Genomic DNA, 23,664 nt, shown 5'->3' on the forward strand with positions numbered 1-23,664 from the left:
ACTCACAGGACTGAGACCCAGCAATCCTTGGAGTAAAGCTAGTGTTTTTTATCAGAAAAAAGCCGGATACGGCTACGCAAGACGATACCACTGCAATCATCGCCGGAATGGTTGACCGCACCCAGGCGACCATTCAGTTCCACCCGGACGGCACGATCATCACCGCAAACCAGAACTTTCTGGGCGCGTTGGGATATGCCCTGGAAGAGATCCAGGGAAAACACCATTCCATGTTTGTCGCACCGGATCTGGTCGCATCCAATGACTACAAGACTTTCTGGTCGGATCTCGCCAGCGGCAAAGTGTTCACGGACCAGTTTCCGCGTGTAACAAAGTCCGGTGAAACAATCTGGATCCAAGCGACCTATGCGCCGGTCGAAGGGGAAAACGGCGAGGTAGTGAGGGTTGTAAAAGTAGCGTCTGACATCACCGCGCGCCGCCGTGCCCTGGATGAAATCGGAGAAGGCCTTCATGAACTCAGCGGCGGCAATCTGACCCACCGGGTTGCAGTGTCCGATCTTCCGGATGTCGGCGCCCTTGGAAAGACATTCAATCACTCGCTTGAACAGCTCGGATCTTCTGTGAGGACGGTCAAGCAAGTATCCTCCGCGGTCGGCCGCACCGCGCAGGAAATCTCGCAAGCTGCCGGGGATCTCTCCCAGCGAACCGAAAGCCAAGCTGCCACCCTGGAGGAAACTGCCGCGGCGATTGAACAGCTATCGGCAACAGTGAAAGCTTCCGCCGAAGGCGCCCAGAAAGTTGAAGGCATCGTCTCAGAAGCCAAAACATCGGCTGAACGCAGCGGCGAGGTCGTGAGCAACGCAATCGACGCCATGGCGCAGATCGAAAGTTCATCTGAGCAAATCTCGAAAATCATTGGTGTCATCGACGACATTGCATTCCAGACAAATCTTCTGGCTCTGAACGCCGGCGTTGAGGCCGCCCGTGCCGGAGAGGCTGGCCGCGGATTTGCGGTTGTTGCCTCTGAGGTGCGCGCGCTGGCCCAGCGCTCTGCGGACGCCGCGGGTGAAATCAAGCAGCTGATCGGTGAAAGCAACCGGCAGGTCGCCACAGGTGTCGATCTTGTTGGCAAGTCCGGCGAAGAACTGCAGCAGATCATCAAGAGTGTCGCCACAATCTCAGATCACATCCAGGATATCGCAACCGGCGCGTCCGAGCAGTCAACCGCGCTGACAGAGATCAATCAGGGTGTGTCGCAGCTTGATCAGGTTACACAGCAGAACGCAGCCATGGTCGAACAGACCTCTGCCGCAAGCCAGATGCTGTCCAATGACGCGGGCCACCTCACCCAGGAGGTTTCCAAGTTCAAAGACGGCAGCGAAGGCGCCGAACCGGCGGCCGTGGCAAGAATGCCTGCGCAGTCTGCATCGCAGCCCGATACGGCCTATGCAGAAGACGATCTGCCGATGGCTCAGGGGTGGGATAACTTCTGACCGCAGCACACGCCGCTGCCGCGTCGCAAAGTGCTACCCTTGCGCCCCGCTCAGAAGCACCAGCCTGTGCGGGGCCGTGACCACAATGTGCTTGCGGGTGGAATGCACGATGCCGTCCTTTTCCCAGGCCGATAGCAGCCGGCTGACGGTGTGCAGCGTGGTGCCGGTCATCTCCGAGATATTGCGGCGGGTCACCGGGAAGGCGATTTCGATCCCTTCCTCTACCTTGCGGCCCGACTGGGTCACCATCCGCAAAAGCGCCGCCGCCACCCGCTGTTCCACCGCTTGTGTGGCCAGTTCGGTTATCCGGGTCTGCATCTCCCCCAGCCGCTGGCCCAGGGTGCTGTAGCTCTCGGTGGCAAAACCCGGGTACTTGGTTGTGAATTCCCCCCACAACCGCACAGGCCAGGACAGCGCCAGCGATTCCGAAGCTGCAATGGCCGTTGCCGGATAGGTGTCGCGGTTCAGTGCAGGCGCAATGCCGAACAGCTGCCCGGGCGAGATATGCAATGCAATAATCTGCTCGCCCCCTTCTGTAGTCTTCACCACCCGGATGTAGCCATCCAGCAGCAAGTGGAAGCGCTCGGCGTCATGGCCCTCGTGAAAGATCTCCGCCCCCTCGTCATAACGCTTGGGCAGCGCCTGATCGAGAATCTCGCGGATCTGGCCGCGTTCCAGGAGGCTGAAGGGCGGCAGCCCGGTCAGGAGGCTTTCGTCGAGCTTGGACAAGAATGCACCGCAAGTTTGCTGAAGGACAAAGAGGTCCCTCCGCCGTTATCGCATAGTGAAGCCAGAGGAAACAACCGTGCGGGAAAAAACGGGAAACCGGAAACGGGGGAGCCTCCCTCCTCCCTGCCCGCCGGAGTTGATCCACGGGGTTCGGCGAAAGATTGCGTCCCTTGCGCTGAACCGGCGGGCGGCACCTGACCAGTGCCGCCCGCCTGTCTTTGACCGGACGCAAGGAGGCCGTCATGGCTGCGCGAACCGACTACACCGGACCTGTTCTTTTTTCCTTTGGCTTCAGGCCGTTCTTTCTGGGCGCTTGCATCTTTGCCTTGCTGGCAATCCCCGCCTGGCTGCTGATCTGGCGCGGCGAGCTGGAGTATTCCGGCCCGTTCCTGCCATCTGACTGGCACGTTCACGAAATGATCTTTGGCTATGGCGCGGCGGTGGTGGCGGGTTTCCTGTTCACCGCGGTGCCGAACTGGACCGGGCGGATGCCTGCGCGCGGGTTGCCGCTGGCGCTGCTGTCCGGGCTGTGGCTGCTGGGGCGGCTGGCGATGGCTGGCTGGTTGAAGCTGCCTGCGCTGGGGGTGATGGTCCTGGATTGCGCCTTCCTGGCGGCGGTGGTTGCCATGATCGCACGCGAGATCATCGCCGGTGAGAACTGGCGCAACCTCAAGGTGCTGGTGCCGGTCACCCTGCTGGGCGTGGCCAACGCGTGTTTCCACATCGAGGCGATGACCGAAGGTGCGGCAGACGTCTCGCGCCGCCTGGGCATTGCGGTGCTTATTTTCCTGATCATGCTGATCGGCGGCCGGATCATTCCCAGCTTCACCCGCAACTGGCTGGCCAAGCACGGTGCAACGAAGATGCCAGTGACCTTCAGCCAGTTCGACGCAGTTACACTGGTCTTCGGCGCTGCGGCGCTGGCGGCTTGGACCGCGGCACCCTGGGCCGTCCTTTCCGGTGCCTTGCTGCTGGCAGCCGGCCTGCTGCATGCGGTGCGGCTGACACGCTGGCGCAGCCTGGCGACCCTGCCCGACCCGCTCTTGCTGATGCTGCACCTGGCCTATGCACTGGTGCCTGCAGGGCTGATCGCCGCAGGCGGCGTTCCTTTTGGCCTGCTGGAGCCGGCAGTCGCAGCGCATATTCTTAGCATCGGCGCCATAGGCGGCATGACTCTGGCAGTTATGATGCGGGCCACAATGGGCCACAGTGGCCGTCCGCTGGTGGCAGGCCCCGCGCTGACGGTTGCGTTCATGCTGCTGCTTGGCGCCGTTGCGGCACGGGTCACAGGCAGTGAGGAACTGGTCGCGGGCCTGGATGGGATCACGCTCTCAGCTGGCCTGTGGACCGCAGGGTTTGCGCTGATGGTGCTAAAAACTGGCCCCTGGCTTGTTACCCGGCGGCTTGGCCCCAAGAAGGTCTCCGGCAAGCCCGCTCCGGCTGCTTCATAAACCCCAGCAATCAGAGCGCAGCTCACGATATCTTAACGGCCTTCTCAGATGCTGGCTTTCCGGTTAACAAGGTTACGGGAAACGAGGAGGAGGTCCTGCATGCGGTGGAAAGCTGCCGTCCTGGCACCGCTGCTTTTGTGGACTTTCCAAAGCCTGGCCCAGGCGGCCGGGCTTGAGGCGTTCGAGCGCCCGCAAACGGTGCCATTTCCCGAAGACGCGCCCTATAACCGCGAGATCGCCACCCTAGGCAAGATGCTGTTCTTTGACCCGCGCCTGTCCGGCGGCCAGAACATCAGCTGCTCCAGCTGCCACAACCCTTCCTTCGGCTGGGAAGTGCCGGTACCCAAGCCAATTGGCGCCGCCAACACGCCCGTGCGGCGCCATGCCCCGACACTGCTCAACGCTGCCTGGATTTCACCGCTGCTTTGGGACGGAAGCTCGCGCAGCCTGGAGGAGCAGGCCATCGGACCGATCACCAACCCGGCAAAAATGAATGCAACCTTCGACGGCATCACTCAACGGCTGTCGTCCGTGGAAGACTACAGGATCTGGTTCGACCACCTGTTCCCTGGTCAGGGTATCCGCAAGGAAACGGTCCTGGCGGCACTCGCCATGTACCAGAGAACCATCGTCGGCGGCGTCGCCAGTTTCGACCGCTGGGTGGAAGGTGATGAGACGGCCGTATCCGACGCCGCCAAGCGCGGCTTTGCGCTGTTCACCGGAAAGGCGAATTGTGCGTCATGCCACACCGGCTGGATGTTCACCAACAACCAGATGTATGACATCGGCCTGCCGACCAGTGATCTTGGCGGCGGCGGCCTGGTTCCGCCGGATCCTGACCTGAACTTCCGCTTCAAGACCCCGGGCCTGCGCAATATCGCGCTGCGGGCGCCCTTTATGCACGATGGCACTCTGGTTTCCCTGGAAGAAGTGATCCGCCATTATGCCGCTGGCGGCAGCACAGCCATTGCCAGAACGTCAGACATAGAGGGTTTCCTCCTGGAAGAGGGTGACACCGAGGATCTCATCGCTTTCCTGGCAACGCTGACGGACACCGGGACCAATGTACCAACCCCAATCCTGCCGGCCAACTGATGCGCACGGCTGAGGGACATCACGCATGAACATAAAACGGTCCATCGTGCTGCCGGTACTGGTCATCGCAGGAGCGGCCCTGTTCGCGGCGCTTCTGGTCGGTGGCATGGCCGTCTTTGCATCCGCCCGCAAAGACGCCGCACTGGAGGCATCGCTGGAAGTTACCCGGCGCATCAGCAGCGTCACAGCGGGCATTACCGGCGCCGAAGATTATGCTCAGGATGTGCTGGCAATGACCCGGCTGATCCCGCAAGAAGAAGTGGCCCGGCAGTTTCAGAGCTACCTGACGGCAATCAACAAGGAACTCGCCGCGCTGACGAAGCTGCCGCTGTCCGCACCGCTGCGGACGGAAGTCCAGGCGCTGGACACGGCCCTGTCGGCTTGGTGCGTAAAGGCTGTTGTGCTTCTGGGCATCAAACCCGAACAGGAAATCCCCACACTCAGCGCATTGGTCATGAGCAGTGAGGACGTAACCCGTCAGGCCGCAATCGTAACGTCGATGGCCGCGCAACATGCGGAACAGGTCGTCGCAAAAACCAACCAGGCGTTGACCCGCATCCTGGTTCTGGGGTTGACCGGAACCGCTCTGCTTATGGCCGCAGCCTTGATGTTTTCCATGCGCAGGGCACGCAGCTTCTCGGCAGCGGTTCAGCTGGCCGCCCAGAAATTGCGGCGGCTCGCCAGCCGCGAACAGCCTGCGGCACCGGCCGGCGACAACGAGATTGCCGCCATGTTCACCGCACTCGACACTCTTGAAATCAGTCTTCAGGAGAAGAAACGGATCGCCGACAAGCTGATGCAAGAGAAAGCAAGGGCTGAAGCGGCAACTGAGACCAAGTCCCGCTTTCTGGCCACCATGAGCCATGAAATCCGCACCCCGATCAACGGCGTGCTTGGCATGGCGGAGGTGCTCAGCGAGACCAGTCTGACATCCGAACAGCAATCCTGCGCCAACACTATCCTGACCTCCTCAGAAGCGCTGTTGCGCATTGTCAACGACATCCTCGACTTCTCCAAGCTAGAGGCCGGCAAGACACAGATGCTGGAGCAGCCCTTCAACCTGCGCGACGTGATTTATGACGTGGCTGCGCTGATGTCTCCCAGCGCCACGGCCAAAGGTGTAGAGATCTGCATCGACATCCCCGAAGGCACCCCGGCTGTGTTCCGCGGCGACAGCGGCCGGGTGCGGCAGATCCTGATGAACCTCGTTGGTAACGCCATCAAGTTCACGATGCGCGGATTCATCAGCATCACCCTCAACTACGATTCCAACCACAGGATTCCCTTGTGCATTGACGTCCGCGATACCGGTGTTGGCATCCCTCAGGACAGCTTGGGCCAGATCTTTCATGCCTTCGAACAGGTCGAAAGCACCAACGCGCGGCGGTTCGAAGGTACCGGGCTCGGGCTGGCAATTTCCTCGCGGCTGACACAGGCAATGGGCGGCCGGATTGATGTCGCCTCGGAAGTCGGCAAAGGGTCTTGTTTTACCGTCTGCCTGACCCTGCCCGTCGCAGTCCCGGCGGCTCCTCGGACGCAACCGCTGGTAGGAACCCGCGTGGCGGTGGTTGCAGATCTGCCCTTCTCCCGTGAAGTGCGGATGCGCCAGCTTGACTATTGGGGCGCGGAAACGCTTGCCCCCTCCAGCCTGCAAGACCTGCTGGCTCAGATCACCGCGATGACGGCAGAGCAGCGCCGTCCGGATCTGGTACTGGTGGAAACCAGCCTGCCGCTGGAGCAGGCCAGAGCCTTCTGCCAGGAACTGCACGCGCTGCCGGGCTGCCGGGAGCTGCCCATCGTGTATTGCACCGGCGGTCAATTGCTGGCCGACTACCAGGTGCTCAAAAGCTGCAAGACCGTGCACGTGCTCTTGAAGCCCGCCCGCGGCAAACTTCTGCTGCGCACTTTGCTGGATGCCTTGAACAGCCCGCTCCTTCCAGCCGCTAGCCAGCCGGCTGCTGCTGAGCTAACCGGGAACAGTTTCGGCCACCTGCGGGTTCTTGCAGCAGAGGACAACCGCACCAACCAGCTGGTCCTGCAGAAAATGCTGGCACCTACTGGCATCAACCTGACCATCTGCAGCAATGGCCAGGAGGCGCTCAGCACATTTGCCGCCCAAGGCTTCGACTTGGTGCTGATGGATATGTCAATGCCGGTGATGGACGGGCTGGAAGCCACCCGGCGCCTGCGCGCCTGGGAGCAGGAGAACAAGCGCGCGCCCTGCCCCATTCTCGCGCTCACGGCAAATGTGCTGAGCACGGACGAAGCGGCCTGCCGCGCCGCCGGAATGTCTGGTTTCCTGTCAAAGCCGGTGCGCAAAAAAGAACTGCTGGAGCAGATCGCCCGCTGGACAGAGAACACAGCCCAACTTCCCGCCAAACAAGCCTGACGTCTTCGCTGACACGCCCTGCGGTTTAAAAGCCCTCACCGGCGCTGCAGCTCCGCACTGCCGCAAGGCCGGCAATCCGCTGTATACTGCGCCCAGCTACGGGTTCGGCAAACCCTGCGGCCAGCAGCGGGTGCAAGCCTTTTTCCGCCAGTTTCAGCCGGCCGCAGTATACAGGCGGCCCCAATCTGGAAAACACTGCCGCCAATCGGAAACTTCAGCGCCGCACCGCCCCGCGCAATGTCGTAACTCCCCTGTCCGCTGACGCAATCAAAGGACAGCAGCGCCGCGGCGCCCGCCTAACATCCCTGACCAGATTTCCGTGCGGCTGCAAAGCCCCCGCGGAGGGCAACCGGCATTGGGGAGGAAGCGCCGCCATGAAAGACAAGACAACCACGACCGAACAGGCGATGGCGCTGATCCGCGACGGCGACGTCGTGACCACCACCGGCTTTGTGCAAAGCTGCATTCCGGAAATGCTGCACGCGGCGCTGGAAAAACGTTTCCTGGCCGAAGGCGCTCCCCGCGACCTGACCCTGATCATGTGCGCAGGCGCAGGCGACAGCAAAGGGCTGGGCACCGGGCGGCTGCATCACGATGGTCTCTTGCGCCGGGTGATCGCCGGCAATTTCGGCCGCATGCCCAAGGTCGCCCAGGCTGCGCAGGAGAATAAGATCTGCGGCTACAACCTGCCCCAAGGGGTGATCTCCCAGCTTTACCGCGCCTGTGCCGCCGGCCAGCCCGGCCTGTTCTCCAAGGTCGGCCTGCACACCTATGTCGACCCACGCCATGGCGGCGGCAAGGTCAACAAGGTGACCGAGGAGGACATTGTCCGCTACCACGAGGTCGATGGCGAGGAATGGCTGTTCTACAAGGCGACCAAGATCGACGTCGCCTTCATCCGCGGCACCAGCGCCGACCGTTCCGGCAACATCAGCATGGAGCGCGAGGCGCTGACGCTGGACTGCCTGGCCCAGGCGATGGCGGCCCACAACAACGGCGGCATCGTGATCGCCCAAGTGGAACGCATCGTCGAGGACGGCTCGATCAAGCCCAAGGATGTGAAGATCCCCGGCCTGCTGGTGGACTGTGTCTGCGTCGCTGACGACCCGGAGATGCACCGGATGAACTACGGCGTGCAGCACAATCCCGCGCTCTCCGGCGAAATCCGGGTGCCGGTAGAGGGCATTGCCAAGATGCCGCTGGACCAGCGCAAGATCATCGCCCGCCGCGCCGCGTTTGAGCTGCCGCCCAACGGCGCCGTGAACCTCGGCGTCGGTGCGCCCGATGGCGTGGCCGCGGTGGCCAACGAGGAAAAAGCCACCCCCTATATCACCCTCACCACCGAGGCCGGCGCCGTCGGCGGCGTGCTGGCGGGCGGCTCCAGTTTCGGCTCCTCTGCCAATGCCGACGCCATCATCGATCAGAACCAGATGTTTGATTTCTACGACGGCGGCGGGCTCGACCTCACCTGCCTCGGCATGGCCGAATGCGACGCCGAGGGCAGCGTCAACGCCTCCCGTTTCGGCGGCCGCCTGAACGGCTGCGGCGGCTTCATCAATATCTCGCAGAATTCCCGTGCGGTTGTCTTTGCCGGCACTTTCACCGCAGGCGGGCTGACAGTCGCGGTCGAGGACGGCCAGTTGCGCATCGTCCAGGAGGGCCGCAACAAGAAATTCGTGCGCCTGATTGAACAGATCACCTTCTCCGGCCCCTACGCCTCGAAACGTTCGCAGCCGGTGCTTTACGTCACTGAACGCTGTGTGCTGCAGCTGACCCCCAAAGGGCTGGAACTGATCGAGATCGCCCCCGGCATCGACCTGCAGCGCGACATCCTCGACCAGATGGAGTTCAAGCCGATCATCGAAAATGTCGCCTTGATGGACGCGCGCATCTTCCGGGATGAGCCGATGGGACTGATGAACGACCTTCTGAACCTCAACCTCTCCGAACGTGTCACCTATGACGCCGCCCGCCACACCATGTTCCTCAACCTCGAAGGTTGGAGCGTCCGCAAAAGGCAGGATGTCGAGGATCTGGACCGCGTGCTGCAAGATGCCTTTGGCAAGAGCGGCCGGGATGTCAGCATCGTGATGAACCAGAACGGCTTCCGCATCGCCGAAGACCTGCAGGACGACTACGCAAACTCCGTTGGTCAGACTCTGGAGGCGTATTCGTCTTCGATCGCCCACTACACCACCAGCGCCTTCATGCGCCTGAAGATGCAGGGTGAGCTCGCCAGCCGCGGCGTCCAGCCGCATATCTTCGAAAGCGGAGAAGAAGCGCATCAGCAAGCAATCTGGGGTTCCTGACCCTGGCTGCAGCAAGAGATCCGTGCTTTGCCTGACCAAGGCCGGCCCCCTTCAGGACCGGCCTCTGCATAGACGGGACGCAGCACTCTGAAACCGCCGAAACGGGGCTAGGCCCGATCAGGCAGCCCCTCTTCCCAAAGCACGCAAGTATCGCTCAAGCGACTGAAAATATTTCATTTTACCCCGAACCAGCCGCACCTGCCGGTACCCCCTAAAGGCATCGCTTCTGCATTTCTGCGAAGGTGGAAAAAAGAACTGCACTTTTTTTCAAAAACCCTCTTGCACCCCCCCGCAACAAACTTTAGACAGCGCCTCACCGATGGGGTGTAGCCAAGTGGTAAGGCAGCGGTTTTTGGTACCGTGTACCGTAGGTTCGAATCCTACCACCCCAGCCATCGGCCTCCTGACATAGCAAAACAAGAAGCTTGGGCGCCTCAGAGGCTCTAAAGTGCCCCGCTTTCTGCCCTTGTTGGCTGGCGAGCTTCTAACCCCATCTGAGGTAGCTGAAGGGCGGTTATCCGGTCTATGCAGCGAGGTTCAGGCCAAATGGGAGAACCTGTCCGTGTCCAAGGGCGTGGAGATCGAGTTGATCGTGTACGAGTTGGAAGCCAACCGGTCTGACTAGCTCACCACTGGAGACCTGCCATCCAGCGGGCCTCCTACTTTGGCGTTCAATATGCAGCTAGCTATCGTCTTTTCCACTCACACCTGCCGCGAGTTCCCCCTTGTTCCACTGCGCCTTCATGATGCGGTTAATCCATGCCAACCCGACCAAGGCCAACCCCAGCCCCATAAACGAGAACACCCGGATGAGCCCAGAAAGTCCGCTCATATCGATCAGGAACACCTTAGCTATCGTCAGCACTACTCCCGCCATAGCGATTTTACGCAAGGTGTCTGAACGGCGCCAGAACGCAATGGCCAGGATGGCTGTCGAGGTGACCAGCAGCGCAAGCGTGTAAGTATATAGCTCGGGGTCTGTTATGCCCGATACCGTTAGATCGTTACCACGCCACAGTCGCCTGATTTCCAAGGCTGTATACCACGCGGCCAGGAAGCTGGAGGAAATAGCAAATGCAGTCCTCACCTGACGACCAAAATGCGCCACTTTCCAGGCCCCCACTGCGAAGATGCCACTAAGCGGTAAAAATGCTGCCGCAAGCGAATCCAAGAGCGGCGGCCCGGAGATCAGTTCGCGGCTATTGAAGAGCGGGTTTGCGTCCCCAAACAGTCCGAGCAAAAAGAACAGCAAGGCCAAACCGTAGGCCGTTGCCAAACCGCCCCGAACAAAATGGCTGAAGCGGGAACTACTCTGCATGCGGTACAGTTGGTTGAACATGGAGGCAGCCCAGACAGCTGCCAGAAGCCCGATTTCCGCATGCCCGCTGCCACCGGGTTCCGAAATCATCCGGATGATCATAACACTGAGAAACACGGCACCGATCGTCGCAAACGTGCTTTCCAGGATCAGCCTCGTTTTTGGTCTGGCACTTCGCGAGACATACCATGCTCCAGCCAACAAGATCAGAGTGCCAACGTAGGCAAGCAGCACCTGAGCAATTGGTGCACCGGCTACCCAGATCTCCTCAACCAGCTCAAAGTCAGTTGCCCACGAAACCCCTGGATCAATAATCAATCTATAGGTGACGACCGCCGCACCAATTTGAGTGAACAAGCCGAGCGCGGGAAGATCGAACTTCCGGTCGATGAGTACTGTCAGCAAAACCATAACCGCCAAGGCCAGCGTCAGGGCGGTTTCGGCGAGCAATAAGAAGAATGCCAGAGCGATCAGCGTCAGCGCGGCGGTCGCAAACAGAGCTACTCTCAGAGCACGTTGATCGATGTCTCTGCCTCGTGCGGTTCGCTCAGCCAGTAGAGTCATCATGGTTGCCATCGCAATAGCTGACAGTGCCCAAGGGTACGCGCCGGTTACGGCAGCAGGCTGCCAAAGGAATTCCAGCACCAGCATCATAATTGGCGCAAATACAGCCGCTGCCAGAGCCCAAAAAACCGGTGTGTTGTCTCCTTCTTTGCCAGTTCCGTCAGCCCACTGCATACGGAAAAATGCCAGCACGGAACCAAACCCGCCAATTGCAGTTAAGATCCAAATGGTGGCGGGCGCGGCAGTCTCAGGTGGGCGTTGGGCTCCATCCAGGAACTCCCGGAACAGCGGGCCGAAAGAAGTTGTCTCGATCACCGGCACCGCCAGAGTGGCCAATCCTGGAACCAGTGCGTGGTCGAATAGCGCGGGCGCTTGGCGCATCCAAATCACCGTGGCGATCAGAAGGATTATCAGGGCAGAAATGCCAAGATACACCTCTTCTGACTTCGCCGCATCAAGGACCACCAGTATCGCGCTGGCCGTAGCAGCACAGGTAACTGCGGCGGACAAACGGGTTGTGAACTCCGGGTAAACCCTCTTCCCATTCACCAGACGGCGCATTTCAAGCATGGAAGGACCGCTATGATGAGGCGTCAGACTACGCTCCGGAATGACAATTGAGGCGCCTGCAATCAGTAGTGTTGCAATCAGGAAATGGAGCTCACCCGCATCTGTCAGGAACAGCAGTAGGCTCGCTGACAAAGTTGCAAACAATGCAAGCACTGACACCCATGCCCAGCGTTTGACCGTATCTACGGCCAAGCCAACAACCGCAATCAGGGTGAAATAGTAGTAGAGTACCCATGTGGCGTCGGATTGACCGCCAACCAGGAAAGGCGCTGCAGTGGCTCCGATAATTCCAAGTGCGCTGAGCATTGGCCCATAAAACCATCCCAGTACCAGTGCCAAGGCTGATACCAAGCACAACGCTAGGAAGGCAGGCCCAGGATCAAGCAAACCATACATCGCCCGCGCAGCAAGGATGCCAGAGAAAAGCGCGATCAGGCCCGCTCCCGCAAGTGCGGAGGGAAGATACTGCACGCTACCTGCGGCTTCATCGCCGAAGCGGCGGCGTATCACCTCGCCTCCTGCAATTAGTGCCGTACCGAACCCCAAAGCGGCCATCACCCTCCAGAAAGGGGTCAACAACCCGTGCTCTGCGCCGTACTGAACCATGAAGATACCGGCCAACGCCAGAGACGCAGCTCCAGCCGCAAGCACCCAGTTCTCTCGCAGCCACTGGCTCAGGTTCTTGAAAGTGGTTTTTTGGAAAACGAAGGCGCGTGGTGCTTCCTGTGCTGCATTCGGCGTGTCGGCGGCTGTTGTGTCCGTGCTAGACTTTTCATCAGTAGGCGAGGCACGTGTTGCCGCTGGGATTGGCCATGCGGGTTTAGAAGCATCGTCCGGTGTTACTACTGCCTTTGCTTCTTCTCCACCGTTCGGCACAGGCTGAGCAATCCCGGCACCTTCTTCAGCTTTAGTTACCCCGGGAGTTTTCTCACGGGCGTGGCGGGCTTCCAAAATTGCTACCCGCGCCTTTAGCCGCGCGTGAGACACCAATAAGTATGGCACTCCAAATACAACCACCAAGCCCAATAGCCCGAGAAAAAGCAGACCGATTTCCAGCATAATAATAACTTTTCTTTCTGGTATTCCGCACGGTAGGGGGCATCAAAAGTTCTGGCAAGCGAAAGAGCCCCCAAACCTGCACCCCTCTCCGGAGACCTCGCGACCAGTGCGCCTCCCTCCAGCACTCGTCAGAGATCGGCCGGGATGTTAGCGCTGGAAAGTAGCCGCTTGGATGTTTGGGCAGCGGGGCTGCAGCACCGGAGGCACGTTGTTAGCTACCAAACCGCCCCAGGCTTCACTCCGTTTCACCCCAAATACTACCCCGGTTCAGGCGGTGAGCTGGCAAAAGCGATGAGGAGACTCGGAACTCAAGATCTCCCACCACCCCAGCTATCGGCCTTTCCGCATTTAGAAAAAGACGTTGACGGTTCCGGATGAGCCGGATCATTAGCCGCAAAAGCTTCAGGCGCCAGCCTGGCGGCTGAGCCATGCAGCGAACTTGCGGGCTTCCGGGCGGAGCACGCCTGAGCGGGTGACGACATGATACCCCCGGTCCTCGCCCTCGGTGAACAAGGCGCACAGGCGGCCGGCTTGCAGGTCCTCTTCGACGAACGCCTGGACACTGACCGCGACCCCCTGCCCTGCGCGCACCGCCTGCATCAGCAGGTTGCCGGGCAACCGGGTCCGGGAACCGCGCAGGCTGTCCGTGACGCCCCGCGATTCCAGCCAGCGCGAGGCCTCCGTCGTGCCCAGCTCCTCCAGCCAGGGCAGGTCCAGCAAATCCTCCGGCGCCGCCACCTTGCGGCCTCTCAACAGGCTGTCCGCGGCAATCACCACCATGGGCGACTGCAGCAGCATCCGGGAGTCCATCCCCGGCCAGTCGCCGCCGCCATAGCGGATAGCCAGGTCGATTCCGCCCGGCCTCAGCTCCACAATCTCGCCCCGCGGGTCCAGCACCAGGTCGATCTCCGGGTGGCTGGCTTGAAATTCCGCAAGCCGCGGCATCAGCCAATGGGCGGCAAACATCGGCGTGCAGGTGACATGCAGCGGCCGCGCCGCGCCGGCAGCGGAAATTTCTTGAACCGCAGCCTCGATCGCGCCGAACCCCAGTTGCAGCGCCCGGGCCAGATGGGCACCGTCCGCTGTCAATGCCAGCGCTCGGCCGCTGCGGTCCAACAGCGGCGCACCCAGATGCGCCTCCAGTGCACGCAGCTGCTGACTTATGGCAGCGTGGCTGACATTCAGCGCGGCGCCTGCCTGCACCACATTTCCTGTCTCAGCAAAGGCAGTAAAAGCCCTGAGCGCCGCAAGAGGTGGCATGTGCAGCCAATCCATATGTAATCAACCCTTACATAATGACATTCTTCTTAACTCGCAGGAATCGCACATTCAGGCAAGAGTCGGGACCACACGCCAAAACAGGAGGCCGTGACATGCTGACCGATATCTATGCCCGCTCTATGATGACTGCTGCCCGCCAGGACTGCGTGCGGCTGCGCGATCTGCCGCCCGCCAAACCTTTGCCGCGCGCCTATCAGGCACCGCCGCGCGCGCCGGGCCTGCTGGCCAAACTCACCGCATGGCTGCGTGGACGGCCACGGCAGGTCCGCTGCATCAATCCGCAGAAGATTTGAGAAGAAAAAAGCGCCGGTTTTCCAGGAAACGCGCGAACAGATCGGAAAACCGGCGCATGGCCCGTTTGGCCTGCACGTCGGCCTCGCGGGATTTCTTGCTGCCCAGGAGGGGTATTGGCCAAGCAGCAAACTCTTTCACCTGCGGTTTTACCCCGGCTTTCAGCTGCGATGTTTGATACGGATCAAACTGGCGCAAATAATTTGCCCGTCCGCGCCAAAAAACTTACCCTCGTCGTATGGACACATCACAGCGCGAACAGACGGCAGCGGAGGCCCGCGCACCGCTGTCAGCGGATGAAGTCGGTGCGCTTGCGCATCTCTACCGGGGCGAGATCTACCGCAGCACGGTCTGGCGCACCCGGCTCGACACCACCACCAACTGGTCGGTGGTGACGCTGGGGGTGGCGCTGTCGATCTCTTACTCCTCGCCCGAGGCCTCGCCGCTGCCACTGATCCTCGTGGGTGTTCTGATCATCTTCTTCCTGATGCTGGAGGCCCGCCGCTACCGCTATTTCAACGTGTTCCGTGCCCGCGCCCGCTGGCTGGAGACTCATTTCTATACCCCGATGCTGGTTGAGGGCGATCTGCACCTGGAGGAGCACTGGCAGGACGTGCTGGCCGCCGACTACCTGCGGCCTGAGTACCACGTCGGCGTGATGACCGCGATCGGGCGGCGGATCCGGCGCAACTACTTCTGGATCCTGCTGATCCAGTCGATGGCCTATGCGGGCAAGCTGGCCGTGCACCCCACGGGCGTAACCAGCTGGCAGCAGGCTCTGGACCGCGCCGACATCGGCCCCTTCCCGGGCGAGCTGGTGCTGGGCACAGGTATCTTCTATGTGGTGCTCTGGGGCGGCATCGCCTGGTGGAGCGCCAAGTCAGACGCCGCCCGCGCCAGCAAGCGCAAGTCAATGACGTCTATGGGCTGAGGTTCCTGCAGCCAGAGATCCGCCGCCTCCACGGATCTGCCGTTTAGCTTGCTGATGTCGATGACCGCCGCTCCCGTATCGAACTCAGTGCAAACAGGCAGGGTCAATGGCACAAGCGGCTAATCCGTCGAAGAACGCATTGTCGCTCTCTCCATCGGGCCAATCATTGTAGTAGCCGGCCGATTGCAGGCGCAACTGCCACAAGGAGACATCTAATGTCCGCTCTTTTTCCAAGGCTTTTGTCCATGCAGCCAAAGCAGCTCCGGCATTGCCGAGACGGTTATGTGAATTGCCGCGTATAGCATGCATTCGATCAATCATCGCTCCCCACATCTTCGCTTCATCCTCCTGAGTGGCCACCGCCGCGAAGAAATCAGAGTTTGATGCGATAGCAGCCGCATAATTGCCTGTGTCATAGTAAATTCTCGCCTTACCTGCATGGGCAAATACATTGTCCGGGTCCGATGCAAGTACCGCGTCATTTTCAGCAAGAGCACGGGCTGTTTCACCCACCTTCACAAAATTTCTAGCCAAAAGCGTTCCAAACGCCGGCCCCGCAAGCGTGCGGCCTTCTGGCGTGCTTAGTCTTGCGTTCCTCTGCCGCCGCTCCTCGACTTCAGTTTCTGCGCGATCCAATCCGCGGCGCGCAAATTTATAGCCGGGTTTGATCGACAAGGCGCGTTCGAGCGCATCGGCCGCCTCAGTATATCGGTCACGTCTCAGCAGCACATATCCAAGCTGCGCCCATGCCCGGTAATCGTCGGAGTCGCGCGCTAAAACGTGCCTTAAATCTACCTCGGCATGATAACTTAGCCTTTGCATCTTATAGTAAATCCAAGCCCGCTCCCGACGCGCGCGCGCATTGCCGGTGTCAAGAAGTATCAGCTTAGAATAGGATTCTACAGCGGCGTCATAGTTCTCCATTTTCCGAAGGCTGCGCGCGCGAACCAACCGTGCCCACAGATTGTTTGGATCGAACGTCAGGGCAGTATCAGCATCCGCTAATGCCTCCTCATAGCGCCCCAGATCATAATAGGTGTTGGCACGAGTTGTCCGGCGGGCATAGCCTGGATACAATGCCCATGCCTTGTCAAAATAGGGAAGGGCTTTGCTGTGCTCTCCCTGTTTTTGATAAATCAAACCGAGATTGAGATGCAGCCCAGCCCAGTTGGGACGTATTTCAAGTGCTGACAGATAGTCCCGTTCGGCAGCTGGATCATCACCCCGCTCATATGCAAGCGCACGGCGGAATAAGGCCCTTGCACGAACTTCATCTTTGATATCGTCGCGCTCCAGCAGCGCAGTGCAAATGGCGACAATCCGGGTATCTGGCCTGTCCTTAGACTGGCATGCCCTCAGTTCGGCATTCACACCAAAATCCCCTGAGAAATAGATAAGTGCAGCGAAGGCAATCGCTGCGGCCGAGATCAATCTGATTTTGTTCATGAATTTCACATATAAAAAGCGCAGCAGGCAAAGGAATATGCGACAATAATTGCGGCTCAAGTAAGGCTCTTGATCGTCATCATTACGAGGCTTCTGTTTAGCCCTCCTCGGGCCTGCGCTGGTGCAGTTCGTACACTTAGCAAAGACCACTTCCCTCGCTTGCCACAGGGCGGATCAGCCTAGGCCGCACCCGCGGCAAAGGTCCGCTTCGTCCGCGATCTGGACTTTCAAAACAACGACGCCTTTGCACCTTCCTGAAAACGTGCTTGCTTTCCTCCCTCGTCCGCTCCTTTTCTTGGCTTGGCGTTGCATCACAACGGGAAAGGGCCGCCCGATGGGCAGCCCTTTCCGCATTTCTGAAAGCCTGCGTCCAGCTTACTCGCCGCCGCCCAGCTGGTGGACGTAGGAGGAGACCGCGCGGATCTCTGCCTCGGTCAGGCGGGTGTTCCAGGCCGGCATCACGCCATAGCGCGAGTTGCTGACAGTCTCGGTCAGCGAGCCGTAGTCGCCGCCATACAGCCAGATCGCATCCGCCAGGTTCGGCGCGCCCTGCGCGCGGTCGCCGGTGCCGTCTTCCATGTGGCAGGAGGCGCAGTTGTCAGCAAACACGACCGATCCGGCTTCGACCTTGGACGCATCCTGCGGCTCACCCGACAGCGACATCACGTAGTTGACCACCTGAGAGATCTCTTCCTTCTCAAGCAGCTCGTCGCGGCCAAAGGCAGGCATCTCGGAATAGCGCGCTTCGTCGCTGTCCTCGTTGCGGATGCCGTGGGTGATGGTTGCGTGGATGTCCTCCATCGAGCCGCCCCAGAGCCAGTCGTCGTCCAAAAGGTTCGGATAGCCCTTGGCGCCAGCCGCACCGGAGCCGTGGCACTGGGCGCACCAGGTCTTGAACACGGCGGAACCGGCGGAAACCGCGTAGGAACCCAGTTCCGGGTCTTCCGCGATGGCGGTCAGTTCAGCCGCTTCCAGCTTGGCATTGATCGGTGCGTTGGCTTCTTCCACCGCGGTGATCTCCGCCGCGACATCGCCGCGGGTCGACCAGCCCAGCACGCCCGCAGTGGCGCCGTTGATCAGCGGCCATGCCGGATAGGCGACGGTGTACAGAACGCCCCAGATGATGGTGGCATAGAAGGTCCACAGCCACCAGCGCGGCATCGGGTTGTCGAATTCCTCGATCCCGTCCCACTCATGGCCGGTGGTGTTCGGATCGCCTTCGAATTTCTGCGATTTCTTGCTCATGCCCTCGCCTCCTTATTCGCGGCGGGTTGGCCCTGGCTGGGCGCGGGTGCGTCATCATGCCGGAACGGGATGTTTGCGGTGTCCTTGTAGGCCTTGGTGCTGCCCGGGCGGAACGCCCAGACAATCACACCAATGAAGAAGGTGAACAGGAACAGCAGCATCCAGCTGTCGGCGAACTGCCTGAGGAGTGTATAGAGTTCCATCTCTGCTCCTTCCTCAGCGGCTCGCGTCCGGGGTAAAGGTCGAGAAGTCGACCAGCGTGCCCAGCATCTGCAGATAGGCGATCAGCGCATCGGCCTCGGAAACCCCCGGCTGGCCATCAAAGTTGCGCACATTGATGTCCTCGCCGTAACGCTCCAGCAGCCCGTCATAGTCGCTGTCCGGATCGGCCTGGGCGCGGAAGTCAGCCTGCGCGGCTTCGATCATCTCATCCGTGTAGGGCGTGCCCAGGAGCGCGTTGGTCGCCATGACGTCGCCGATGTATTTGCCGTCGATCTTCTTCTCCTCGAGGAAGCCGTATTTCGGCATCACCGATTCCGGCACCACCGACTGCGGGTCGCGCAGGTGATCTGCGTGCCACTCATCCGAGTAGCGGCCGCCGACGCGGGCCAGATCCGGCCCGGTCCGCTTGGAGCCCCACTGGAACGGGCGGTCATACATCGACTCCGCCGCCAGCGAGTAGTGGCCGTAACGCTCGACCTCGTCGCGCATCGGACGGATCATCTGGCTGTGGCAGACATAGCAGCCCTCCCGGATATAGACCTCGCGGCCCGCCATCTCGAGCGGGGTGTAGGGACGCATGCCCTCCACCTTCTCGATGGTGTTTTCCAGGTAGAACAGCGGTGCGATCTGCACCAGGCCGCCGATGGTCACGACCAGGAAGCTGAAGATCAGCAGCAGGGTCGCGTTGGTCTCGAGGATCTTATGTTTGTCGAGAATAGACATAGCTTCCTGGCTCCTTATTCAGCCGGGACCTGGACCGTCAGGCTGGCCTCTTTGGCCGGCGCCTTACGGACCGTCATCCACAGGTTGTAGCACATGATGACCGCCCCAGCGAGGAACATCACCCCGCCCAAGCCCCGCACCACATACATCGGGAACTTCGCTGCCACGGTGTCGGCAAAGGAGTTCACCAGGAAGCCGTTGGCGTCCACTTCGCGCCACATCAAGCCTTCCATGATGCCGGTCACCCACATCGAAGCGGCATAGAGAATGATGCCGATGGTGGCGAGCCAGAAGTGCCAGGAGACCAGGCGCAAGCTGTAGAGGCTCTCGCGCTTCCACAGCGCCGGCACCAGATAGTAGAGCGCGCCGAAGGTGATCATGCCGTTCCAGCCCAGCGCGCCGGAGTGCACGTGGCCGATGGTCCAGTCGGTGTAGTGCGACAGCGAGTTCACCGCGCGGATCGACATCATCGGGCCTTCAAAGGTGGACATGCCGTAGAAGCCCAGCGAGATCACCATCATCCGGATCACCGGATCGGTGCGCAGCTTGTCCCAGGCGCCCGACAGGGTCATCAGACCGTTGATCATACCGCCCCAGGAGGGCATCCACAGGATCACCGACATCACCATGCCCAGGGTCGAGGCCCAGTCAGGCAGCGCGGTGTAGTGCAGGTGGTGCGGACCGGCCCAGATATAGAGGAAGATCAGCGCCCAGAAGTGGATGATCGACAGCTTGTAGGAGAACACCGGACGCTCGGCCTGCTTGGGGATGAAGTAATACATCATGCCCAGGAAGCCCGCGGTCAGGAAGAAGCCCACAGCGTTGTGGCCGTACCACCACTGGATCATCGCATCCTGCACGCCCGGCCATACGATGACCGACTTGGACCCCCAGATCGAGACCGGGATGGTCATGTTGTTGATCAGGTGCAGCATCGCCACGGTGACGATGAACGACAGATAGAACCAGTTCGCCACATAGATATGCGGCTCCTTGCGCTTGATGATGGTGCCCAGGAACACGGCCAGGTAGGCGACCCAGACAATGGTCAGCCACAGGTCGACGTGCCACTCGGGCTCGGCATATTCCTTGGACTGGGTGGAGCCGAACAGATAGCCGGTTGCCGCCAGCACGATGAACAGCTGGTAGCCCCAGAACACGAACCACGCCAGGTTGCCGCCCCACAGCCGCGCCGCGGAGGTCCGCTGCACGACGTAAAAGGAGGTCGCGATCAGCGCGTTGCCGCCAAAGGCAAAGATCACCGCAGAGGTGTGCAGCGGGCGCAGGCGGCCAAAGTTGGCCAGACCCTCGGCCCATTCGAAGTTCAGCGCTGGAAATGCCAGCTGAAACGCGATGAAGGTTCCGGCCAGGAACCCGACCACACCCCAGAAGGCGGTTGCAATCGTGCCAGCGCGGATCACGCTGTCGAAATACTCATTTTCCAGACCGGCGGCCGCCACTTTCGGCTCGTCGGTTCTGCGCAAAGTGTAGAGAAACAGGCCGCCAGCCACGATCATCACGATGATCGCGTGCACCTGGTAAGCCAGATCCCGCGCGTAATTGGTGCCGATCATCGCAAACAGCGTGACCAGACCAAGCGCTATCAGCTTGATATAATTAGACATCTTGCGTCCCTTTGCCATGCCCCCGCGATTCTTGCGAAACCGGGAACGTTATTAGACCGCGCCCTTCATGCAAAACGCGCCTCTTTGCTGCCTTGATCTGCATCAAGACAAATCCGGGCAACATGTGACACTTCTTCACGAGCAGTGAAACTCCACGCACCAGCACCCGTCAGGATTGCGGTGCACTTTCCGCCGAGAGGTGTCAATGTCCTACAAGTCCTTACTTACCGTTCTGACAGCTGCGGACACCGCAGCGGCGCCTTTGGCGCAAATTGCGGCCCTGGCTGAGGAATTCGGCGCCCATGCCGATGCCCTCTGCCTTGGTGTCGACCGCACCCAGACAGGATACTACTATGCCGGCGCCAATGCGATGGTGCTGCAGGAAACCCTGGCCCGCGCGCAGGAAGAGGCCGAAGGCGTCCAGGCCCAGGCAGACGCAGCCCTGAAACAGGCTGGCGTGGCCTACGGCACCGACAGCGGCGTCGCCCAGATCGCGGACATCGGCCGTCACGTGGCCCGTCAGGCGCGGTTCTCCGACTTGGTGGTATTGGGCCAGCCCTATGGATCCGGCAAACGTGCCGAGGCAGAACCGATCGTCGAAGCCGCCCTGTTCGAGGGCCGCGCGCCGGTGCTGGTGGTGCCGGACAAGGGCGCGCCGCTGAAGACACCAAAAACCGTTCTGGTGGCCTGGAACGAAAGCATCGAGGCAATGACCTCCATCCGCCGTGCGATGCCCTTCCTGCAGGGCGCGGAACTGGTCCGCATCGCGGTAATCGACCCGCCGCAACACGGCCCCGAGCGTTCGGACCCCGGCGGCATGCTGGCACAGATGCTGGCCCGCCACGGAGTGAAATGCGAGATCGACGTGCTCAGCAAGACGCTGACCCGGGTGTCGGACGTGCTTAACCGCCACGCCGCTGACACTGCCGCCGACCTGATCGTGATGGGCGCCTACGGCCACTCCCGCTTCCGCGAGGCGATCCTGGGCGGCGCCACCCGCAACATGCTGGAACAGGCCGCAGTGCCGGTGCTGATGGCCCACTAAGGCCTGTCAGGCTTTGCAATCAGAAAGGCGCCCCGCAGGGCGCCTTTTTCTTTTGTACCAGCAAGCCGGGCCCTAGCGTGCCTTGCGGATCAGGCCGATCAGGAACAAGAGGATCACCGCGCCGATGGTGGCGTGGATCAGCGACCAGAAAAAGCCGCCGCCCGCGGCAAAGCCCAGTGCCGGAAAGATGGTGCCCGCGAGGAAAGCGCCCACCACGCCGACGATGATGTTGCCAAGGATGCCGAAACCGCGCCCCTGCATGATCTTGCCGGACAGCCAGCCCGCCAGTGCCCCGATGATCAGCATCCCGATCAGACTTCCAAACTGCATTGCCGCCTCCATGTTGTGTTACCGCCATAGTAGAACACAACCGAACCGCCGGGTCACCCGCTGCCGCCAGGTCCGGCGAAAACAGGTGCTCCCGCCCAAAGCCGCCAGCGGGTCCGGCACAGCCGGGCACGCGCGGGTGCGGGAGCGCCCCGTTTTAGCGTCCCGCCTGTCTGGCGTCAGCGCACGTAGTGCATGCCCTGGAAGGCGGCGCGGAATTCGGCGACCTCTGCCGCCATGGCCGCCGGGTCCTCCGTCCGCAAGGCCCGGGTGATCAGTTCCGCCAGCTGGGGCGCATGCTCCACGGTGACTCCGCGGCGCACCAGTTCCGGGGTACCGATGCGCAGCCCGTTCATGTCGCCCGGCACCTCCGCAATGGGCAGGCCGATGCCGCAGGCCAGGAAGCCCGCCTTGCGCAGATGCTTCGACGCCGCCTGGCCGCCGCCGAACTCCGCCGCCTCCAGTGCGAACTGATGCGACTGGGTCATGCCCCTTACGGCCGCAAAGACCGGCAGTCCCTGACCCGCCAGCGCCTCGGCCAGGGCCAGCGACAGATCGGCCATCGCCTTGGCATACCCTGCGCCGTGCTCCACCCAGTCCAGCAGGCTCATCGCCAGCGCCGCCGATTTCGCCGCGTCGAAATTCGCGGTCATGCCGGGAAAGGCGATGGCATCCAGCCGCTCGGCGATCTCCGCATCATTGGTGACGATCAGACCGCCCGCCGGGCCGCCCAGGCTCTTGTAGGTGCTCATCGTCATCATATGCGCGCCCTGTTCCAGCGGGTTGGCCCAATGGCCGCCGGCAATCATGCCGCACTGGTGGGCCGCATCGAACAGCACCTTGGCGCCCACCTCATCCGCAATCGCGCGCACCTCTGCCACCGGGTGCGGGAACAGGTTGAGACTGCCGCCAATGGTGATGAGCTTCGGCCGCACCTTGAGCGCCAGATCGCGCAGCGCGTCCAGATCGACGGTATAACCGTCCGCATCCACCGGCGCCGGATGGGTCTGCAGCCCGTAAAGCCCCGCACAACCGCCCGCATGATGGGTGACATGACCGCCCACTGCGGCAGGCGGCGCGATGATAGCATCGCCGGGTTTGGTCAGCGCCATGAAGCCATAGAGGTTCGCCAGCGCACCCGAGCCCACACGGATTTCCGCATAGCGCGCGTTGAAAACTTTGGCGGCGACCTCAGCGGCGATCACCTCGATCTCCTCGATGGCCTCCAGACCCATCTCGTACTTGTCGCCGGGATAGCCCAGCGACGGGCGGCTTCCAAGGCCGGTTGCCAGCAATGCCTCAGCCGCCGGGTTCATCACATTGGTGGCCGGGTTCAGGTTGAAGCAGTCACGGTCGTGGATCTCTGCATTCCGGTCCGCCAGCGCGGTCAGCCGCGCGGCGGTCTCACCGCTGGTGGCAGCGGCGGTCGTGGCAGCCACGATCTGCACGTAGTCTTCGCAGGCGGCGGGCACCCAGTTGCGGCGGGCAAGCTCTGTCATGGTTTGTCTCCTTCGCGCAGTGGCGGGTTTCTCTCTGCCACCATCAAAGCGCCGATGCCCCCTTGCCCGCAAATCAGTTTTCCAGAAAACT

The 23,664-nt window shown here is 61.2% G+C and carries 19 protein-coding genes and 1 tRNA gene; 9 read left to right on the forward strand and 11 right to left on the reverse strand.

Annotated features, from left to right (window positions below):
* Window positions 1-41 precede the first annotated feature (41 nt).
* Complete coding sequence (locus tag RA26_RS10465) at window positions 42-1,454, forward strand: methyl-accepting chemotaxis protein (protein WP_446720174.1); 1,413 nt, start codon at window positions 42-44, stop codon at window positions 1,452-1,454.
* Window positions 1,455-1,487: 33 nt separating this feature from the next.
* On the opposite strand, the gene RA26_RS10470 is transcribed toward RA26_RS10465, so the two are convergent.
* Complete coding sequence (locus RA26_RS10470) at window positions 1,488-2,183, reverse strand: Crp/Fnr family transcriptional regulator (protein WP_039183596.1); 696 nt, start codon at window positions 2,181-2,183, stop codon at window positions 1,488-1,490.
* Between the two features lie 242 nt (window positions 2,184-2,425).
* Between RA26_RS10470 and RA26_RS10475 the strand changes: the two genes are divergently transcribed.
* The 5 genes from RA26_RS10475 (at window position 2,426) to RA26_RS10500 (ending at window position 9,822) form a co-directional block, all read left to right on the forward strand.
* Window positions 2,426-3,634, forward strand: coding sequence for an NnrS family protein (locus tag RA26_RS10475; protein ID WP_039183598.1), 1,209 nt, complete (start codon window positions 2,426-2,428; stop codon window positions 3,632-3,634).
* Window positions 3,635-3,733: 99 nt separating this feature from the next.
* Window positions 3,734-4,729, forward strand: a complete 996-nt coding sequence (locus RA26_RS10480) for a cytochrome-c peroxidase (protein WP_082015804.1) — start codon at window positions 3,734-3,736, stop codon at window positions 4,727-4,729.
* A gap of 25 nt (window positions 4,730-4,754) precedes the next feature.
* The gene (locus RA26_RS10485; RefSeq protein WP_039183599.1) at window positions 4,755-7,118 is read left to right on the forward strand and encodes a response regulator; all 2,364 of its coding nucleotides are present in this window, start codon (window positions 4,755-4,757) and stop codon (window positions 7,116-7,118) included.
* Between the two features lie 374 nt (window positions 7,119-7,492).
* On the forward strand, window positions 7,493-9,427 hold the full coding sequence (locus RA26_RS10495; RefSeq protein ID WP_039183604.1) for an acyl CoA:acetate/3-ketoacid CoA transferase: 1,935 nt from the start codon (window positions 7,493-7,495) through the stop codon (window positions 9,425-9,427).
* 320 nt (window positions 9,428-9,747) lie between these two features.
* Window positions 9,748-9,822 (forward strand) — tRNA-Gln (locus RA26_RS10500).
* 287 nt (window positions 9,823-10,109) lie between these two features.
* Here RA26_RS10500 and RA26_RS10505 read toward each other — a convergent pair.
* Window positions 10,110-12,938, reverse strand: a complete 2,829-nt coding sequence (locus RA26_RS10505) for a DUF2339 domain-containing protein (RefSeq protein WP_039183606.1) — start codon at window positions 12,936-12,938, stop codon at window positions 10,110-10,112.
* Between the two features lie 402 nt (window positions 12,939-13,340).
* The gene (locus RA26_RS10510; RefSeq protein ID WP_039183607.1) at window positions 13,341-14,213 is read right to left on the reverse strand and encodes a LysR family transcriptional regulator; all 873 of its coding nucleotides are present in this window, start codon (window positions 14,211-14,213) and stop codon (window positions 13,341-13,343) included.
* A gap of 98 nt (window positions 14,214-14,311) precedes the next feature.
* On the opposite strand from RA26_RS10510, the gene RA26_RS10515 reads away from it, so the two are divergent.
* Complete coding sequence (locus RA26_RS10515) at window positions 14,312-14,512, forward strand: hypothetical protein (protein WP_039183608.1); 201 nt, start codon at window positions 14,312-14,314, stop codon at window positions 14,510-14,512.
* Here RA26_RS10515 and RA26_RS10520 read toward each other — a convergent pair.
* A complete protein-coding gene (locus RA26_RS10520; protein WP_039183609.1) occupies window positions 14,493-14,708 on the reverse strand; it encodes a hypothetical protein in 216 nt (71 codons plus the stop codon). The genes RA26_RS10515 and RA26_RS10520 overlap by 20 nt on opposite strands.
* Window positions 14,709-14,748: 40 nt before the next feature.
* On the opposite strand from RA26_RS10520, the gene RA26_RS10525 reads away from it, so the two are divergent.
* Window positions 14,749-15,441, forward strand: a complete 693-nt coding sequence (locus tag RA26_RS10525; protein ID WP_039183610.1) for a DUF2270 domain-containing protein — start codon at window positions 14,749-14,751, stop codon at window positions 15,439-15,441.
* 84 nt (window positions 15,442-15,525) lie between these two features.
* Here RA26_RS10525 and RA26_RS10530 read toward each other — a convergent pair whose 3' ends face one another.
* The 5 genes from RA26_RS10530 to ccoN form a co-directional block, all read right to left on the reverse strand.
* The gene (locus tag RA26_RS10530) at window positions 15,526-16,947 is read right to left on the reverse strand and encodes a tetratricopeptide repeat protein (RefSeq protein ID WP_152612583.1); all 1,422 of its coding nucleotides are present in this window, start codon (window positions 16,945-16,947) and stop codon (window positions 15,526-15,528) included.
* Between the two features lie 315 nt (window positions 16,948-17,262).
* Window positions 17,263-18,132 carry a cytochrome-c oxidase, cbb3-type subunit III gene (gene ccoP, locus RA26_RS10535; protein WP_039183612.1) on the reverse strand — a complete coding sequence of 290 codons (870 nt, stop codon included), beginning with the start codon at window positions 18,130-18,132 and terminating at the stop codon, window positions 17,263-17,265.
* Window positions 18,129-18,335 carry a CcoQ/FixQ family Cbb3-type cytochrome c oxidase assembly chaperone gene (locus RA26_RS10540; protein WP_039183613.1) on the reverse strand — a complete coding sequence of 69 codons (207 nt, stop codon included), beginning with the start codon at window positions 18,333-18,335 and terminating at the stop codon, window positions 18,129-18,131. Before RA26_RS10540 ends, ccoP begins: the two co-directional genes overlap by 4 nt.
* A gap of 13 nt (window positions 18,336-18,348) precedes the next feature.
* Window positions 18,349-19,077 (reverse strand): cytochrome-c oxidase, cbb3-type subunit II, encoded by a 729-nt coding sequence (gene ccoO, locus RA26_RS10545; protein ID WP_039183614.1) that lies wholly within the window; start codon window positions 19,075-19,077, stop codon window positions 18,349-18,351.
* 14 nt (window positions 19,078-19,091) lie between these two features.
* On the reverse strand, window positions 19,092-20,702 hold the full coding sequence (gene ccoN / locus RA26_RS10550; RefSeq protein WP_039183958.1) for a cytochrome-c oxidase, cbb3-type subunit I: 1,611 nt from the start codon (window positions 20,700-20,702) through the stop codon (window positions 19,092-19,094).
* A gap of 205 nt (window positions 20,703-20,907) precedes the next feature.
* On the opposite strand from ccoN, the gene RA26_RS10555 reads away from it, so the two are divergent.
* Complete coding sequence (locus RA26_RS10555; protein ID WP_039183615.1) at window positions 20,908-21,747, forward strand: universal stress protein; 840 nt, start codon at window positions 20,908-20,910, stop codon at window positions 21,745-21,747.
* A gap of 72 nt (window positions 21,748-21,819) precedes the next feature.
* Here RA26_RS10555 and RA26_RS10560 read toward each other — a convergent pair whose 3' ends face one another.
* On the reverse strand, window positions 21,820-22,077 hold the full coding sequence (locus RA26_RS10560; protein WP_039183616.1) for a GlsB/YeaQ/YmgE family stress response membrane protein: 258 nt from the start codon (window positions 22,075-22,077) through the stop codon (window positions 21,820-21,822).
* 176 nt (window positions 22,078-22,253) lie between these two features.
* A complete protein-coding gene (locus RA26_RS10565; protein ID WP_039183617.1) occupies window positions 22,254-23,573 on the reverse strand; it encodes a serine hydroxymethyltransferase in 1,320 nt (439 codons plus the stop codon).
* Window positions 23,574-23,664: the final 91 nt, after the last annotated feature.

The sequence above is a fragment of the Leisingera sp. ANG-M7 genome, from assembly GCF_000813965.1.
Classification (GTDB): domain Bacteria; phylum Pseudomonadota; class Alphaproteobacteria; order Rhodobacterales; family Rhodobacteraceae; genus Leisingera.

Excerpts from the sequence above, each read along its gene's own strand:
- RA26_RS10475 (WP_039183598.1), top strand. The coding sequence starts at position 2,426 with ATGGCTGCGCGAACCGACTACACCGGACCTGTTCTTTTTTCCTTTGGC.
- RA26_RS10480 (WP_082015804.1), top strand. The coding sequence starts at position 3,734 with ATGCGGTGGAAAGCTGCCGTCCTGGCACCGCTGCTTTTGTGGACTTTC.
- RA26_RS10485 (WP_039183599.1), top strand. The coding sequence starts at position 4,755 with ATGAACATAAAACGGTCCATCGTGCTGCCGGTACTGGTCATCGCAGGA.
- RA26_RS10495 (WP_039183604.1), top strand. The coding sequence starts at position 7,493 with ATGAAAGACAAGACAACCACGACCGAACAGGCGATGGCGCTGATCCGC.
- RA26_RS10505 (WP_039183606.1), bottom strand. The coding sequence starts at position 12,938 with ATGCTGGAAATCGGTCTGCTTTTTCTCGGGCTATTGGGCTTGGTGGTT.
- RA26_RS10510 (WP_039183607.1), bottom strand. The coding sequence starts at position 14,213 with ATGGATTGGCTGCACATGCCACCTCTTGCGGCGCTCAGGGCTTTTACT.
- RA26_RS10515 (WP_039183608.1), top strand. The coding sequence starts at position 14,312 with ATGCTGACCGATATCTATGCCCGCTCTATGATGACTGCTGCCCGCCAG.
- RA26_RS10525 (WP_039183610.1), top strand. The coding sequence starts at position 14,749 with ATGGACACATCACAGCGCGAACAGACGGCAGCGGAGGCCCGCGCACCG.
- ccoP (WP_039183612.1), bottom strand. The coding sequence starts at position 18,132 with ATGAGCAAGAAATCGCAGAAATTCGAAGGCGATCCGAACACCACCGGC.
- RA26_RS10540 (WP_039183613.1), bottom strand. The coding sequence starts at position 18,335 with ATGGAACTCTATACACTCCTCAGGCAGTTCGCCGACAGCTGGATGCTG.
- ccoO (WP_039183614.1), bottom strand. The coding sequence starts at position 19,077 with ATGTCTATTCTCGACAAACATAAGATCCTCGAGACCAACGCGACCCTG.
- ccoN (WP_039183958.1), bottom strand. The coding sequence starts at position 20,702 with ATGTCTAATTATATCAAGCTGATAGCGCTTGGTCTGGTCACGCTGTTT.
- RA26_RS10555 (WP_039183615.1), top strand. The coding sequence starts at position 20,908 with ATGTCCTACAAGTCCTTACTTACCGTTCTGACAGCTGCGGACACCGCA.
- RA26_RS10560 (WP_039183616.1), bottom strand. The coding sequence starts at position 22,077 with ATGCAGTTTGGAAGTCTGATCGGGATGCTGATCATCGGGGCACTGGCG.
- RA26_RS10565 (WP_039183617.1), bottom strand. The coding sequence starts at position 23,573 with ATGACAGAGCTTGCCCGCCGCAACTGGGTGCCCGCCGCCTGCGAAGAC.